General features: G+C 39.7%; 18 protein-coding genes and 2 pseudogenes. 5 read left to right on the forward strand and 15 right to left on the reverse strand.

Features of this window, described 5'->3' with window-relative positions; all coding sequences use genetic code 11:
* Window positions 1–113 precede the first annotated feature (113 nt).
* Both A6D97_RS03770 and A6D97_RS03775 read left to right on the forward strand, forming a co-directional pair.
* Window positions 114–1,081, forward strand: a pseudogene (locus A6D97_RS03770) (sugar kinase).
* A 15-nt stretch (window positions 1,082–1,096) separates the two neighbouring features.
* Complete coding sequence (locus A6D97_RS03775) at window positions 1,097–1,726, forward strand: bifunctional 4-hydroxy-2-oxoglutarate aldolase/2-dehydro-3-deoxy-phosphogluconate aldolase (protein ID WP_065583855.1); 630 nt, start codon at window positions 1,097–1,099, stop codon at window positions 1,724–1,726.
* Between the two features lie 419 nt (window positions 1,727–2,145).
* On the opposite strand, the gene A6D97_RS03780 is transcribed toward A6D97_RS03775, so the two are convergent.
* From A6D97_RS03780 to A6D97_RS03795, 4 genes are all read right to left on the reverse strand, one after another.
* Window positions 2,146–3,201, reverse strand: coding sequence for an AI-2E family transporter (locus A6D97_RS03780; protein WP_065583856.1), 1,056 nt, complete (start codon window positions 3,199–3,201; stop codon window positions 2,146–2,148).
* A gap of 100 nt (window positions 3,202–3,301) precedes the next feature.
* Window positions 3,302–3,514, reverse strand: coding sequence for a hypothetical protein (locus A6D97_RS22160; RefSeq protein WP_016795981.1), 213 nt, complete (start codon window positions 3,512–3,514; stop codon window positions 3,302–3,304).
* A complete protein-coding gene (locus A6D97_RS03790) occupies window positions 3,501–3,989 on the reverse strand; it encodes a hypothetical protein (protein WP_065583857.1) in 489 nt (162 codons plus the stop codon). Before A6D97_RS03790 ends, A6D97_RS22160 begins: the two co-directional genes overlap by 14 nt.
* Window positions 3,990–4,024: 35 nt before the next feature.
* Window positions 4,025–4,273, reverse strand: a complete 249-nt coding sequence (locus A6D97_RS03795) for a hypothetical protein (protein WP_010431939.1) — start codon at window positions 4,271–4,273, stop codon at window positions 4,025–4,027.
* A gap of 306 nt (window positions 4,274–4,579) precedes the next feature.
* On the opposite strand from A6D97_RS03795, the gene A6D97_RS03800 reads away from it, so the two are divergent.
* Entirely contained in the window at window positions 4,580–5,008 is a 429-nt protein-coding gene (locus A6D97_RS03800) for a DUF2383 domain-containing protein (RefSeq protein ID WP_065583858.1), read from the forward strand.
* Between the two features lie 107 nt (window positions 5,009–5,115).
* Entirely contained in the window at window positions 5,116–5,526 is a 411-nt protein-coding gene (locus A6D97_RS03805) for a hypothetical protein (RefSeq protein WP_010431943.1), read from the forward strand.
* 188 nt (window positions 5,527–5,714) lie between these two features.
* Here A6D97_RS03805 and A6D97_RS03810 read toward each other — a convergent pair whose 3' ends face one another.
* From A6D97_RS03810 to A6D97_RS03835, 6 genes and pseudogenes are all read right to left on the reverse strand, one after another.
* Window positions 5,715–6,632, reverse strand: a complete 918-nt coding sequence (locus A6D97_RS03810; protein ID WP_016797856.1) for a mechanosensitive ion channel family protein — start codon at window positions 6,630–6,632, stop codon at window positions 5,715–5,717.
* A 41-nt stretch (window positions 6,633–6,673) separates the two neighbouring features.
* Window positions 6,674–8,349, reverse strand: a pseudogene (locus A6D97_RS03815) (diacylglycerol kinase family protein).
* Window positions 8,350–8,499: 150 nt separating this feature from the next.
* Complete coding sequence (locus tag A6D97_RS03820) at window positions 8,500–8,928, reverse strand: hemerythrin domain-containing protein (protein ID WP_010431952.1); 429 nt, start codon at window positions 8,926–8,928, stop codon at window positions 8,500–8,502.
* Between the two features lie 70 nt (window positions 8,929–8,998).
* The gene (locus tag A6D97_RS03825; protein ID WP_010431955.1) at window positions 8,999–9,196 is read right to left on the reverse strand and encodes a hypothetical protein; all 198 of its coding nucleotides are present in this window, start codon (window positions 9,194–9,196) and stop codon (window positions 8,999–9,001) included.
* Window positions 9,197–9,204: 8 nt separating this feature from the next.
* A complete protein-coding gene (locus A6D97_RS03830; RefSeq protein WP_010431958.1) occupies window positions 9,205–9,375 on the reverse strand; it encodes a DUF1328 domain-containing protein in 171 nt (56 codons plus the stop codon).
* Window positions 9,376–9,417: 42 nt separating this feature from the next.
* Window positions 9,418–9,963 carry a BON domain-containing protein gene (locus A6D97_RS03835; protein WP_017065851.1) on the reverse strand — a complete coding sequence of 182 codons (546 nt, stop codon included), beginning with the start codon at window positions 9,961–9,963 and terminating at the stop codon, window positions 9,418–9,420.
* A 335-nt stretch (window positions 9,964–10,298) separates the two neighbouring features.
* Between A6D97_RS03835 and A6D97_RS03840 the strand changes: the two genes are divergently transcribed.
* Complete coding sequence (locus tag A6D97_RS03840; RefSeq protein WP_010431963.1) at window positions 10,299–11,639, forward strand: sigma-54 dependent transcriptional regulator; 1,341 nt, start codon at window positions 10,299–10,301, stop codon at window positions 11,637–11,639.
* A gap of 123 nt (window positions 11,640–11,762) precedes the next feature.
* Here A6D97_RS03840 and A6D97_RS03845 read toward each other — a convergent pair whose 3' ends face one another.
* The 5 genes from A6D97_RS03845 to A6D97_RS03865 all read right to left on the reverse strand — a co-directional run bounded on the left by A6D97_RS03845 (window position 11,763) and on the right by A6D97_RS03865 (window position 16,227).
* Window positions 11,763–13,187, reverse strand: a complete 1,425-nt coding sequence (locus tag A6D97_RS03845) for an aspartate kinase (RefSeq protein ID WP_010431966.1) — start codon at window positions 13,185–13,187, stop codon at window positions 11,763–11,765.
* Window positions 13,188–13,265: 78 nt separating this feature from the next.
* On the reverse strand, window positions 13,266–13,652 hold the full coding sequence (locus A6D97_RS03850) for an ectoine synthase (protein WP_010431969.1): 387 nt from the start codon (window positions 13,650–13,652) through the stop codon (window positions 13,266–13,268).
* Between the two features lie 13 nt (window positions 13,653–13,665).
* Window positions 13,666–14,931, reverse strand: a complete 1,266-nt coding sequence (gene ectB / locus A6D97_RS03855; protein WP_065583859.1) for a diaminobutyrate--2-oxoglutarate transaminase — start codon at window positions 14,929–14,931, stop codon at window positions 13,666–13,668.
* 35 nt (window positions 14,932–14,966) lie between these two features.
* On the reverse strand, window positions 14,967–15,500 hold the full coding sequence (gene ectA, locus A6D97_RS03860; RefSeq protein ID WP_010431975.1) for a diaminobutyrate acetyltransferase: 534 nt from the start codon (window positions 15,498–15,500) through the stop codon (window positions 14,967–14,969).
* 466 nt (window positions 15,501–15,966) lie between these two features.
* Entirely contained in the window at window positions 15,967–16,227 is a 261-nt protein-coding gene (locus tag A6D97_RS03865) for a DUF5062 family protein (protein WP_017072477.1), read from the reverse strand.
* Window positions 16,228–16,288 lie beyond the last annotated feature (61 nt).

The raw sequence follows: 16,288 nt of genomic DNA on the forward strand, positions 1-16,288 counted from the left end.
TCGGCTAGTCTCACTCCCGTAAGATTAGAATCGAAAAAGCATGACCATATCTCATTATGGTCATGCTTTCCTCAATACGAACAAACCCAACCTTTCCTTTCTAAGGCTATATTATGACCCACATCGCAATCATCGGTGAGTGCATGATTGAACTGAATGGGCTCCATTTGGCAACATGCATCAAAGCTATGGTGGAGACACATTAAACGCGGCAATCTACTTGAACCGCAGCGCTGCGGTTAGCAATCCCATGAACTGCAATAACACTGCGAATCCAGCGATACGAACAAGCTATGTCTCGGCGCTTGGCTCAGACGCTATCAGCCAAGAGATGCTTAACCGATGGCAAGATGAAGGACTATCAACCGAATTCGTGCTTATTGACGAGCAGCGTTCACCCGGGCTCTATCTCATTCAACTCGACGATGTTGGTGAGCGCACCTTCCTATACTGGCGCAACGATTCGGCGGCTCGCTACATGGTACAGCACCCCGATTTCGATAAGATAGCCAACCAACTTCACGATGTTGATATGGTGTTTCTGAGTGGCATTTCCCTCGCGATACTGCCACACAGCGATCAGCTAAAGTTGCTCACTATCATTGAAGGCCTGCGTGAACGTGGCGTTACCATCGCCTTTGATAGTAACTACCGACCAAAACTATGGGAATCAGAAAGCGCGACCAAAGAGTGCTATCGACTGGGTTATCAAACCACTGATATCGCCTTGGTTACCTTTGATGATGAACAGCAACTATGGGGCGATCAAACGCCACAAGACACCATAACAAGGCTGCATACGCTCGGTGTCAAAACCGTTGTTGTCAAGCTTGGTGCTGAAGGCTGCTTGATCAGCGAAAACCCCGCAAATGAGCCAGTAAAAATCACAACGACACCTGTCGAGACTGTGGTTGATAGCACCTCTGCTGGCGACTCTTTTAACGGCGGTTTCTTATCTTGCTATCTCGCTGGAGGTTCTATTGAAGAAGCCTGCCATCAAGGTAATGCATTAGCCAGATTGGTGATTCAACATAATGGCGCAATCATCCCAAAATCCATCACCGACACTCTTTCAAACTGATATTAAGAAGTACACATGTCTACAATTAACGAACAGCTAAACGCAATTAAAGTTATCCCTGTTATCGCCATTGATAACGCAGAGGATATTATCCCTCTAGGCAAAGTATTGGCTGAGAATGGGCTTCCCGCCGCTGAAATTACGTTCCGTTCAGACGCCGCTGTTGAAGCTATCCGACTGCTTCGAGAAGCTCAGCCTGACATGCTGATCGGCGCGGGCACCATCTTGAACCGTGAGCAAGCACTCGCAGCAAAAGAAGCGGGCGCAACGTTTGTGGTTTCACCGGGCTTTAATCCGAACACAGTTAAAGCATGCCAAGAGATCGGCATCGATATCATTCCAGGTGTGAACAATCCAAGCACCGTTGAAGCGGCATTAGAGATGGGCCTAACAACCTTGAAGTTCTTCCCAGCAGAAGCATCTGGCGGCATCAGCATGGTGAAATCGCTCGTTGGCCCATACGGCGATATTCGACTCATGCCTACAGGCGGTATCACGCCATCAAACATCGATAACTACTTAGCAGTGCCTCAAGTATTAGCCTGCGGTGGTAGATGGATGGTCGACAAGAAGCTGGTTGAAAACGGTAAGTGGGACGAGATCGCACGCCTAACACGCGAGATTGTTGAGCAGGTGAATCACTAGTCTATGTCATTCAGGTAAACAGAGCCTGTTTAATTTCTAACAATAAAGCCACAGCACTTTGGTGAGGCTTAATTATATGATCCGCCTCACTCTCAAGCCCTTAAGCTTAGAGTCGGCTCTCAGAGTGAGGTGAACCAAATATCTTCTATCCATACTTTAGGTATCGACCTAGGTAAACATTGCTTCTATGCTATCGCACATAACCGTTGTGAGGTGGAGGCGCTTCGTCGCAACCGACTCTTAACCTTTCTAAGTGAAATAGAACCAGCAACTATTGCTTTTGAAGCCTATAGCGATACTAGTTTGATCTCACACAGAGTTTAACCTCAGCCAGCTGTCCAAAAAGGAGTCATAAAGCAACAGAACTAACACTCACAGAAAGAAGTGACGCTGAGTGGTTATCAAGGCTTACTTCTGCTCTACTGACCTTTATGAGCATTCAACCTTGGATGTCTTAACTGTTCAAAAAATACATTCACACAGACAAGTAATGGGACCCCTACTAGCATTCCCATAGAGCCCCATAGCCAACCCCAAAATACAAGCCATACAAATAAAATCAGCGGATTGAGACTAAACCTTTTCCCCAGTAATGTAGGAGTAACCAATTGGCTTTCTATCAAATTAATCGCCAGGAAGATCGCAGCGACCGTCAATGCGTAGCTAAACGACTCAAACTGTATAAAAGAGACTAAAGCAAAGCACGTAACTGAAACCATCGGGCCAAGATAGGGGATAAAATTCATTAAGCCTGCAAAAGCGCCCCAAAGGAAAGGGTCTTGCAATCCCATCATATAAAAAGCAAAGCCAACAGTGAGTCCTAAGCAAACATTAATGATGGTGATGGCGCCTATGTAACGAGACAAATCCTTTTGAACAACTTTAACCAATTCAACAGCCCTACGCTTATCTGAAAAGCATTCAAAAAGAGATAAGCTTTGAGAATAAATTTTTCGACCGTAATTCATCATGAAATACGCCATAAGAAACGCAACCAACAACTGAGTAACAATGGTTGGTGTTGTCGTAAGCACTGATTCTATAATGGAAAAAGCCGTGTTATTGGTAAGCCCATCATTGGTAACAGTACTACTCATGGAGAACCCGGTGGCGTCAGTTAAGCGACTGTTTTGAGTAACCTCACTCACTTCATTAGATACATTCTCAACCAACATTGGTAATTTTGACCACCATTGCTGAGCGGGCTCACTCAACATATTCAAACTAATCACAACAAAGCCAATAAAACCAATAAGTACAGCCATTACGTTAATGACTCGAGGGGTACCGAAGCGAGTAAGGTAGTTAACTAGAGGGCTACATAGCAAAGAAATAAAAGCACCAAAGATGATTGGCAACAAAAATGGCTTGGCGATATGTAATGTAAAAATAGACATCATGAGAACAGCAAGGAGCATAAAACTAGCTTGCAACACACTTCGTTGTCTAAGAATACTGTATTTTTTTGATGTCATTTTATTCCTATGAGTAGGAGGTTTTGTTTTTGAGGCTTCGTCAATTTGAATCAGGCACTCGATACCGTCAGCCAACACTAACTTGAATTAAAAATGATGGTTACTTAAGTAAATTAAGTATTAGCGATAGCTGTTTATAACCAAAAACAGACGATTTAAAACGATGAGTTCGATTCAAAATTACAACACCAAGGCCTGTGATGCCAAGAGCATACAAGGGGTACTTGTGAACAAACTCTTTTCCTTTGTGACGAATAAGTCCCATACAAAGTGCAACTTGACGAGCTCTACTTCTCCCCTCAAGTCTTTTCATTTGAATCTGTCTTTGTCGATTTTTGAGTGCTGACATGTAACCCCTCCTTCAATTGCTCTTTCGTACATTCAAAACCTATAAATTGCTTTAAGTAACTAGAACGAAGTACCAAGCATATTAGAATCAAACCGAGTGTGAATATAAACGCGCCGTAACCCGCTAACAGATTCAAAGTGAAGTAGTAGATCACTACTCCAGCACCGACGGCGATACTAAAAAGAAACAGCGGTAACAACGCAACAAAGAGGAGCTGAAACACAAGACGCTTTTTAAATGCATCAACACTATTGCGAAACTCCAATAAGAAAAGCTCTAAGGTCGATTGAGACCATTGCTGGGTATGTGTCTGTAATATAGCTAAGTCTTTCCACAATCCATTTAACTCAGAAGCAGAACGTTTAAGATCATCCACCTTACGATCGCTCGATTTATCATTGGCAGAGTTTACTGGATCATTTTGACTATTTACCTGCATAACGGTGCTCTCTCAATTGCGATGTTGATATATGGCTATTTGATTAACTTCGAGACAGCCCAACCAGCGAGAAACGCACAGCCAACACTCAATAATGGACGCTCTTTAATGATGTTTTCCGCTTTCTCAGACGTGTTCTTCACACTTTCAGAGCTGGCCTCGAGAGTTTCATGGACCGCCTCTTTCACATTTTCGATAACTTCTACTGCGGCCTCTTCAGCTTTTTCATAAGTTTCTTCAATTTGTTGTTTGGCTTCTGAATTTTTAGCGTTTGACTTTGGCATAAGTTTTCTCCTTATTTGATTATCATAAGCCAGAGAATAATATTAATACTATTAATCTCTAGCTACTTTAATAATCAATGCTAGCATCGTGCCAACTTTCACAAGTACCAGAATAATTGAAGATAAGCTCCCATATCATTAATAAATAGCATTAATCAATGTAATAATTTCACTAGAAAACATCTATTAATGTATTTTTTACAAAAAACAAAGTAAAACCTTAGACGAAACAAGCTGAATATAGGGTTATTAATTGGCATAAAAAATGCAATAAACCAAATACAGCTTAGAACCAAATGAGGATTCATGAGAAACCAAAGTATATTATCTATTGTTAACCTGATAAAAAGTGGAAATATTATTTACGAAAAAGCGATATCCAACATAAGAAGTGAAAAGATGGCAAAAAATCTTTTTGATATCTACACGGTAAAGAAATGTGCAGAGTTAAAGTTACAATCTTTAACTTACTACTCACAAATACATCAAGAACAGATACCCGCTAGTTATACGATAAATGCCAGAGAGCGCTGTATTGAAGCGGAAGATACAAAAGGTAAAAACAATCAAGAGCTCTATTTAAAGCACCTAGAAGGTGTCGAGACAAAGATCATTTCCGACATTGAATCACTGCTAGAAACTAACCCTGATTTAGAAGGGAGAAGAAGATTAAAAGTGGTAAAAAATGAAATGGAATCATGTCGAGACCAAATACACAACATGCGTCAGAATTAGTTATTAGCGAATGATGGTTGGAAATCAGAATCAAAGAAAAGGCTTATTTTAATTATTATAAATCAACTGAAATTATAAATACTACTGAGATAAAAAGGAGTAATGATATGTTGTTTAAAAAGGACAATGATCCCCTTGAGGTAATTCACTATAAAGGCATAGAAAAAATACTATGTACATTGAAAGATCACTACTTCTCATGTGTTGACCTAATTGAACAGAAAGCACATGGGAACATTGCAAGAGCTGCAAATCGATTTATAAAAGTTGAACGTTCATTAATAAACGAAGTAAACACCAAGTTCTGCATTAACAATGAAGTTAATGACAATGACATATTGAGTCAGCCCCCTGCGTTAATTGTTAGTTATAACGATATGTACCAGAGTAATTTAAGCCTAATTTCTTACCTCAAAAACACTATTAGAAAGTTTAACAATCAACATATGTCTGCTTTTTTCTCCTATTGGGTTGCGGCGTTGCAAGTTGAAAATGATGAGATAGCAAAGCATTTGTAACAGATATAACCCATCTAAAATAGATACGATTAATTAACTTGAGAAGAGAATCAAAGCCTACAACACAATCATTAAACAGTGGGAATAATCTAGGTTTAATTCTGATCTAATTCTGACATCACTCAAAATAAAAAGCGTCGAGGCATATTGCCTTGACGCTTTTTTACGAGAGGGACCGCTATGTTATTCTAGGAAGCGTCATCGACAGCCCCAGTCATCATTCTAGACAGACTTTTACCGCCTTTGGGATCAAAATCAAGTGTTCTAATCGGAAACGGTATTGTCATTCCAGCCTCTGATAATGACTCTTTAACCGCTATAATACCGTCGTGCTTTGCGTCCATATAACCAAAACCTCCTGGGTACTCAATCCAAAACCAAACCAATAAGTTAACGCTACTATCAGAAAAGCTTGAAGCGTAAACCGTCGTATCTTCTTTCCGACTAACATAAGACTTTTGGTTTATCGCTTTGGTTATCACCTCAGCGGCTCTTTTGGGACAGTCTGCGTAGGAAATCCCCACAGGGATCTCGACCCTTCTTCGTCCTTTTCGACTGTAGTTCGTCAAAATATTTCGGAAAACCATCTTATTGGGAATCATGACGTGTTGACCAGAGAACGTTTCAACCAGTGTATTTCGTAAGTTTATTTTGACTATGGTACCCATGACATCGTTGGAACCAACAACATCGCCAATTTTAAAAGGTTTACGAATACTCATTGTAATACCTGAAATGAGGTTCTCAGTCATATCTTGAAAAGCAAAACCGATAGCTAAACCTAGAATACCGGCACCGGCAAGCAACGATGTAACCGTACCTTGGAGCCCAACAAAATCTAACGCGACAAAAAATCCAATAGTAACAATGGTAACCTTAACAATAGAAGCCAGTAAGTTAATGACTTCTTGAGAGTCGACAACTCTATTGCTCAATCTTTTAAACAACTTGCCGCTTATGTTGGCAACAAAGATAAAAATAAGAAACGTAACAAAAGCAACAATCAGGTTAGGGATAAGTTTAATTGCTTCAACTAACCAATGCTCTAACTTACCCTCTATCAGATGCTGAAACTTCTCTAAGTTAAAAGAGAGATTCATTTCCATGGTGTCTCCTTCTTATTCAATATGCGGATTATTCAATACATTCATGGAATACAAACCGTTAAGGCTTGCTTATCAATACTTATCTCCAGTGAATCAGCCAAATACGTCTCTCCATCAATCACGTATGAAATAGGTCGGTCAGAATCAATTTTAACGAGCTGTGCCGAAGCATAAGTAAAGTAACTAGCTTGTTCTTTCGCTCCGAGACTCGATAACAACAGATCAGATAGAGCGATAGCTCGTTTACTAAGTGAATTTGTGTTTTCCAAATAGGTAATATGCAGCTTCCCATCATCCGGCCTAGGAGGCTGTCCCCCTTGAGCAAGCACAGTACTAAAAGGGGAAGAGTTCGCCACGACCAAACTTTGTAGTTTCATACTTTGTGATGGTTGGTCATCGATTGAAATTTGAAAGTGTTGATTATCGTCGGTGATTACTGCATTGAAGAACCCAGTCAAATACGCGAATTGCCCTTTTTCATTTTTTTGTTCTCGATGTGCGTAATCGATCATCTGTTCTTCAAACCCAATACCAAGAAGCAGTAATATTGGTTGTTGATTACAGAACGCCAGATCGATTCTTTTTGAGTTGCCAGATAAAATAGCCTCACACGCTTTTTCAACAGGCGATATTTTCGAGGTCAATCCATAAAGCATATGACATAGAGCGTTCGCGGTACCCAAAGGTATAATCCCGAGTTGTGTATCAGTCTGGCTTTGTTGCGTAATTCAATGGAACTAAATCAAGAACCTACGATCTGATCAGCATCAGTCTTCCTAACTTGCCTTGCGACTTCACTAACCGTCCCATCGCCACCTGCAACGATAATATGCGCAGTATTCCGGTCTTTGGCCTGCTTAGCTAATATTTCTGCTGATACTTCTTGGCTAGTAAGAAAAATATCTAAACTATACTTTCTCGTAAGTTCACGAATAACCTGTTGTTCATTCGCCAACCATTTACCACCACCTGCAACAGGGTTGGCAATAAGGCAAGCTTTATGGCCAAGAGTGAGCAAACCTTTATCACTGATTGCTTGAAGTGTTTTTAGTTGTAGATGGTTCAATTGGGCTGTACTTCGCACGTCGTTAATACTTTTCAAGACCTGCTCTACAGTAAGTGACGGATTTTTTGCTAAAAGATAGGCAGCTACGACAAAGACAGAACGTCCTCGACCGAGAGCACAATGCACAACAACCGATCTAGATTGATGGATTTGGGTATCGATCCAATTTATAGCATGTTTAAGCTTATGCATTTTAGGGACTTTATGATCAAGAACCGGGGTGTTTAAATAGCGAAATTGATCACCGGTCATTGCACTTTCTAAACCAGAAAACTCAGCTGTAACATCTACAATACAATGGATGTTTTGAGATTCTAAGAACGATAAATCTGAAGGGAACAAACGACGAGATACATATAAACCTTTTCCAACCTTCTGTATTGGTTCAACTTTATCTCTTTTAATTGCCCATGCATTGTACAGTCGAACACCTAAGAAGAATGGAATGAAGATCCATCTAATCCACCACACTATTTTCCCATCGCTAGTCTTCCTAAATATTGACGGCATATCGAAGATGTAGGCAACACTAACGATGAACATCGACAAACTACACCAGGCAAAAACACCACGGATTATTAGCTGTGGTATAAGAGCAGCAGCAAAAAAACAAGCTATAGCAAGAAGCATATAATATTTAATAATAAACATGTTACGCCTTAATTTATCCGTGAATTTAAATATATTTATCCGTAAATTTATCTATCTCTAAATTAAATAAAAGAAGGGCTCAAGAATGAGCCCTTAGCTTGATAACAAAGCAGTTTTATACTTATTTAAAGAATTTGATTACTTCGTGATTCAAGCAACCTCTTTTTCATATTTACGAGCTAATGTTTCTTTTTGTTCAGTATCTAAGACTCGACCTGCGGTTTGAAAAAAACGCTGCTCTTCTTCTTCTAAATGATGTTCAACCTTATCTTTTAATGTTTTCATTAAAACAAGCCAAGCTGGTGAAGACATCTCTGTATCATCGAGTTGAGCGAGTATTTTGTCGATTCCATGATGTTCAGCGATTCCATGTCTAGTCATGTCAATGGATTGATCACTCTCGATCAAAGGTGCATAAAAATGGCGCTCTTCTGCAATCGCATGCTTGGTTAACTCATCCTTAAGGTTAACATAGAGTTCTTGCCTAGCTTGTGTGTCTCCCGAAGTTTGGAGTAACGCATCCATCAAAAGTCGTTGCTTTTCATGACTGTCTTTGAGCACATCAAATATATTTTTCATGTCTAATTCCTACTTCATTGGTTTATTTTTATGAGGATTTTGGCATCTCATTGCACTCTAGATGACAGTTCTAGCAATCTTCATCTTTCGCATCTAAATGCTCTTTAATATTTTCACAGCTATCTTCTATTGCGTTTTGAGTATCCTCTACAGCCTCATCTACATTTTCCCCGGCTTGTTCCATCGGACCTTCATCACTACATGCCGCAAGTGCAAATGTAATACCCACAATAGTTAAAAAACGGTAAGCGTTCGATTTGATGTTCATATAAACTCCTAATGTTTGTTTTTATTCAGCAACATAATTACCACTGAAACCAGTAGTGATATTGCAAATATATAAAATATGATCTTTGCTACTGTCGCAGCAGCCCCAGCGATACCACTAAATCCCAATAGGGCGGCAATAATTGCGACAATAAAAAATATTAGCGACCAGCGAATCATCGTTATTCCCCAATTTTTAATAAATTACCAATTGTAGAGAGGTTAAATAATATTTAATTTATCCACCACTCTCTCTACATTCGGGGTATTATTTGCTATAGATAAAGCTAAGTCGTGTTCACTGCTTGATGAAACTGAACCTTTCAAGATAACCACACTGTTTTCGGTTTCAACTTGAATATCGCTACCACTAACATTGGTATTCATTAATAAACGAGTGATTACCAGTGTCTTTATGTGAGCATCAGTCAAAGCTTGTACGGCTGCGGGTGTTTTTTCTTTGTCTTCATCAATCACTGTAAGTTCGTTTTTTACGGACTTAACGTCATCTAGGCTTAGCACTAACTCTTCTGCCAAATCTTTCTCTGTTTCATTTTTAACCGAGCCAGTTAAAGTAACCACTCGATTTTTAACGTAGGTGTTGATGTCAAATGAGTTTAAATTAGTATTCAGTAATAAAGTCGTTTCTGCTTTTCCATCAATCCACGCATCGAAAGTTTCTTTTTCCCACATGCTATTAGCAAAAACAGTTGATGAAGAAGTTGCAATCAAAGTAGCTAATAATATTTTACTTGCAGTATTTCTCATTAATTATCTCCTCTAGTTAACTGACACTTGTACAATTGCAACCAGCATGCCAACTTTTTAACTGACTGAAAATAAAGGATTTACACTTTAATTTTGAAAATTTACCATTGGTGAAATAATCGGAGGTGTATTAATTACACGAGTATTTTGTAAAAATTATCATCAATGGAGATCCTAGAATAATTAATATCAATACTGTTAATTAGCCACTTCTACCATCAGTAATATTGTAACTACATTTAAAAGGTGGCGTATAGTAAATGATAGATTCGTATTTGAAGGACATTATGTTATTATCAAGGTCGTTTTCTGTCGTACAAAAAGAGAGTTAAATCATGTCATTACCGACACTTTTTATAGAGTTAAAAGATGAATTATTGCGGTCTAAAATAAACTCTCTAGATGAATTATCAAGCTTTGAAATAATTCAAAGTACTATGGATGTTCATTGGATTGACAAGCTACAACAACTGCAACCAGATACTGCTATTGTTGAAGTCTCTCGATTTACTAACGATGATTTTAAGTCCTTATCGAGTGCAACAGGGTTGGACGAAATGGACTTGATTATTATCAGTACAGGTACGCCAAACAAAAATTTAGACATGATGATGAACCATGGCGCAATCTTCCATTATAGAAAGCCCGTCGACATGCAAATATTGGAAGATACCCTTGCAGACTTCAGTCAATACTTCCTCCAGAAGCAGGAAGAAGGGCGTAAAGTGTCCACCAGCGATTTAGACCAGTTCGGTATGTTAGTCGGTTCTTCTAAGCCCATGCATAAGCTGTATCGAACTTTAAGAAGAGTCGCGAAGACTGACACCAATGTTTTGATTGTCGGCGAAAGTGGGGCAGGTAAAGAATTAGTCGCACAAACGATTCACCTTGCCAGTGATCGTAAAAACCAACCTTTTATTGCGATCAACTGCGGTGCTATCAGCCCTGAGTTAGTTGATAGTGAATTATTTGGTCATGAAAAAGGCGCTTTTACAGGGGCGAATCGCACACACCAAGGGGTGTTTAGGCAAGCAGAAGGTGGCACATTGTTTCTCGACGAAATCACCGAAATGCCACTTGAACACCAGGTCAAATTACTACGAGTTTTAGAAACAGGTGAATATCGCCCTGTAGGCAGTAATGCAACGAGTATCGCTAATACTCGAGTCATTGCAGCGACAAACCGAGATCCACAAGTCGCTATTGAAGAACAGTTTTTGAGAGAGGATCTCTATTTCAGGTTGGCTCACTTCCCCATACATGTCCCTCCATTGCGTGAAAGAGGCGACGACATCGTCGGCTTAGCAAAACATTTTATTGCTCATCGCAACGCAAATGAAACCACTGCGAAGACCATTTTCACATCAGCGCTTCAAAAAATATCAGCCCATGCATGGCCAGGGAATGTCAGGGAATTAAAACACTGTATTGAAAGAGCTTTTATATTGGCAGATGAGACGATTAAAGATGAACACCTAATTTTTGATACTCCTCCTTTAGAAACAGGGACTACCGTTGAGGATATGGTTCCGGCGGGTGTTTCTCTTGAGAAGATTGAGAAAGCGGCGATTATCAATACGCTCGAAGAAAATGAAGGCAACAAAAAGGAAACAGCACAAGACTTGGGAATCAGCATCAAAACGCTTTATAACAAGCTCGATAAGTATCAAGAGTAGTAATACTCATATCTGATGTTGCTGTGTGATCAAAATAGATACAGGCGATCGTTAATATGCAGTTGATGTTTTGCTTTTCCATGAAAATTTAACAGTGGAGGGTGAGCCCTCCACTGTTAAATTTTATGCTGCATTCACCGATGTCTCGGTTCTTTTATCTTGGTCAAAGAATTCTTCATGCAACGCGCAAATCGCTTGTTGATACTTGTCATCACTCACAACAAATTGCACATTTACGTTTCTCATAGACGAATGTAATGCAATAGGCGTAACACTATGGTTCATCAAAGCCAATACACCATTAGCGAGCGTTTTATTGGTATCAATTTGAGAACCGATCGCTGAGATTATAGCGACCATTCGACCTGAAATAGATGCCTGAGGGTAACGTTTCTCAGCCTTATAAGACACCTTGTTTAAACTCTCGGTGCTACCACCTAGATAATAGGTAATAGAATTGGCGTTCATCTCTTTACCAATAAGGTTCACTCTAGCATCTGCGATAATCTCCATTAACTCATAACTAACATTGTCCGCCTTACCGACCATTCCCTGGTCAAAAACATGTAACGCATATACCTTCTGTTTTCCGGCAATGATCTCAATGTGATTCGTGTCTGGTCGGTAATCAGAAGAAATCAGTGTTCCCTCATGTTCTGGCTCGAAGGTGTTTTTGATTTGCAGTTCTATGCCACTTTCTCGTAACCCAGCAGCCGCATTAGAGTGAATAGCTTCCATACCAAGGTTAGCCAGTTGATCGGCAACATCATAATTAGTTGCCCCAATCGGTTTAACCGAACCTACACCAACGACTTTTGGGTCAGCCGAACTAAAATGATACTCCTTATGGATGATCGCCAATGATGCCTCAGTAATAGTAGCGATACGACTAAACGTCATCTCACTGTAACCACGATCATAAGTATGCATCAAACCTTCTTTGCAATATGCATAACCAGTTACTATGGGAAGCTCCTCAGTAACATCAATGTCAGAGAAAGCCTCTCTAATGGTATCGTCCAAACTTTGAGGGGTTTTGTTGTCCCAACCAGAAAGGTCAACAAAGGTCGAGTTTATACCAATGTTTTTTAATTTAAGAGCCGTGTTGTATGCACTATGTGACTCTCCAATTGAAGAAAGAAACTCTCTAATCTGTGGTAAATAATGTCTCAGTGAAAACTGTCCGTATTGGCACGTTTCAAGAATGTTAGTAATACAGTTTTTGGCTTCTGAAATACGAGACCGGATGAACTTATCTGCTCTCATACGATTCATTGGATCCGCAAAAATATGCTCATTGGTCAATAGCATGCGGCGTTCAATATAAGATAGAGCATCCTTCCACGAATCGTCACGCATCGCTATCAATTGATAGACACCAGGCTTACCTGTTTTTTTACATTCCAACAATGCATCCGTCATACCGCTGTAAGCGGACACAACAAAGATTCGGTTATAAGGATTTTGAGGGCGGAGAATAATATTGTCGAGCACAGCATCAAATGCTGTCATTGATGTACCGCCGATTTTTTCTACGGTAAATGTCATAAAAGACCTTTTGTTCTTGAAGAGATTAAAGACTAAATAATAGGGAGCGGGGTGAGATATCACCCCTGAATATATGGGTTAATCAACGAGTGGATAAACGCCGTTTTCATCGTGTACTTCAGCGCCAGTAATTGGTGGGTTAAACACACAAGCCATTGTCATTTCTTTGTTTTTATATGCGCGTAAATAATGCTCATCATTCTTATCTAGGATGTACAACGTACCGGGTTTGATTGGGTAAGTTTTACCACCAACGACTTCAATCTCCCCTTCACCACTCATACAAAACACAGACTCCAAGTGGTTTTGGTAATGGATATGTGTTTCTGTCGCTTCGTAAATTGTTGTGATATGAAAAGAAAATCCCATATTGTCATCTTTCAATAACATGCGAGTGCTTTCCCAGTTATCCGATACAATACGTCTTTCACTATTACGACATTCATCAAGTGTTCTAACAATCATTTTACTCTCCCTATTACGATGCTTTCTTGAAATGCTTGGTTGCTACCACTTCAACTGAGTCTTCGAAAATAGTTAAACCTTGCATCAATTCCGATTCTGAAATGGTTAATGGACAAAAGAACTTCAAGATTTCATCGTTTGGACCTGCGGTCTCAATTACCATGCCCTTGTGAAAACACACTTTTGCAATCTCATCAGCTGTGTTCCCATCTTTACATTCAATGCCAATCATCATTCCGCGTCCCTTGCGTTGAACAAATAGCTCAGGGAAACGCTTGAGATTGCGTTGAATGACATCATCGACCATGCTTGAGCTACGTTGAATATGATTTTCAAAATCATCATTTGACCAATACATTTCTAACGCTTTCGCAGCAGTAATGAACGCATGGTTGTTACCACGGAAGGTGCCGTTGTGTTCTCCCGGCTCCCACTTGTCTAGTTCAGGTTTTAATAAAACCACAGCCATCGGTAAGCCATAACCACTTATCGACTTAGATAGCGTAACGATATCTGGTTTTATACCTGAAGGTTCAAAGCTAAAAAACGTTCCTGTTCGACCACAACCGGCTTGAATATCATCCACAATAAGTAGGATATCGTGGGCTTTACAGATTTTGCTTAACTTCTGTAGCCACTCATTTGAAGCGACATTTAACCCACCTTCACCCTGAACCGTTTCCAATAAAACGGCAGCAGGTTTATCCATACCAGCGGAATTATCGGTTAACATCGTTTCAAATAATTTTAAACCATCGATTCCAGCGTAACCTTCAAATGGCAAACGCGTAACGTTGTTGAGATTTGAGCCCGCACCTTGCCTGTGGTGTTGGTTGCCTGTAGCAGCCAATGCACCCGCCGTACAACCATGAAAACCATTGGTAAATGCAACAATACTGCTTCGACTTTTTACTTTTTTCGCCAACTTAATCGCTGCCTCAACCGCATTTGTTCCTGTCGGGCCGGTAAATTGAACTTTGTAATCTAATGCTCGAGGTTCCAAAATAAAGCGACTAAGAGCTTCTAGGAATTCAGCTTTGGCTTCTGAATGCATATCCAAGCCATGTGTAATTCCATCCATTTCAATATACTCAAGTAAAGCTTGCTTAAGTATTGGATTGTTATGACCGTAATTGAGAGATCCTGCTCCAGCAAGAAAATCGAGGTAACGATCACCTTGTTTTGTTTCAAGCCAGCAGCCTTTTGATTTAGCAAAAGTGACTGGAAAACTATTCGAGTATGAACGTACGTTAGATTCCTGCTCTTTAAAAATATCCATGATAAGGCCGTTATTTGATTCCTATAAGTTAATGATTATTTAAGGGGTATTCGATACAAATACTCAGTATCGTGCAGCCCTTTAAAATGAACATTTTCATCTAAGAAAGTGGTCACTTTTCCAGTGCTACTATTTTTTGCGTCTAGCTTTTTAAAGAGTGCCCAAGACGCTTGATTTGACTTAGTAATGGTTGTTTCAATAGCTTCTATACTCTTCAGCCACTCTCGACGAAGTAAGCTGTTCAACATCTTGTAAGCTAAAGAGTGACCTCTAAATCGAGGGGCAACTGCAACTTGCCAAATAAAGAGAACATTAGGCTCACTCGGTTTTTGATAACTCGAGATAAAGCCCGCAAGCTCACCTTTGTTCTCAACCAAAATACAAGTTTTACTAAAGTGAGTGGATTGCAAAAAATTGCAATATGACGAGTTGGTGTCTAGTGGCGGACATTCTGAAATCAGTCGATAAATGTCGTTGCCATCTGAAGCTTTGGGCTCGCGAAAACTCCATTCTTCACTCGTTTTTTCTATCACTTCTGGACACAACACCCAAGGCGCTGATGTAATCATACCGAGAAATTCCTTTGAACTCTAATTAAATTCCTTTTTATTATGAGCATTTACCCCCTACTAAGATCAACACCTTAACTTTAAAAAACAAAAATTAGTGATCTGTATCACATTTAATAGCGGTCAGCATGAATTAAATAATACTTTGAGTTCTAATGTATTTGATCGGTGGAGATCTTAAGAAAATGTCTTTAACCGAATAAGCGTCAAAAGAAGGTTAGAGTCATTAGTAAATTATGTGCTCAGATTGCCAATCAAGCGGCATAAATCACCAACACTCTCAGTGTTGAACATTCTATCGAGTAGATAACAACGCTTCGAATGGCAGTGACTCGCTATCCACTATTAAAATATCGGCCTCAAAAACAAAAAAACCTAGCGAGAGCTCGCTAGGTTTCTTATCTAACATATCGATGAATAATGAACTCAGAGGAAACGAGTCCAGAAATATCAGCTTGGAAAAGGTTTACTTCAAGGGATCATTATCAGGCAAAGCGTTGTGTATCCATAACGCTAGGCGCTTCTTAATATTTGCACCATCCAACTTACTGTCTGGTAACGGAGTGATTTGATTTACTTCAACAAGAAATAGATAAACAGCCTTAACCTTGATTGGTTGAGATGAGTTCGGCAAATCGAAACCTTGCAACTTTGCCATTTTAAAACCGACTTCTAGAGCCTTCTTAACCAGCTTATCTTCATTCATGATCTTCGCGGTTTTCGACATATCATCTCGGCTTTGTTGCGTAATTAAATTTAAAGATAGAACAACCCCGTTTCGCGTATTT

The organism is Vibrio sp. ZF57 (genome assembly GCF_001691235.1).
GTDB lineage: Bacteria > Pseudomonadota > Gammaproteobacteria > Enterobacterales > Vibrionaceae > Vibrio > Vibrio crassostreae_C.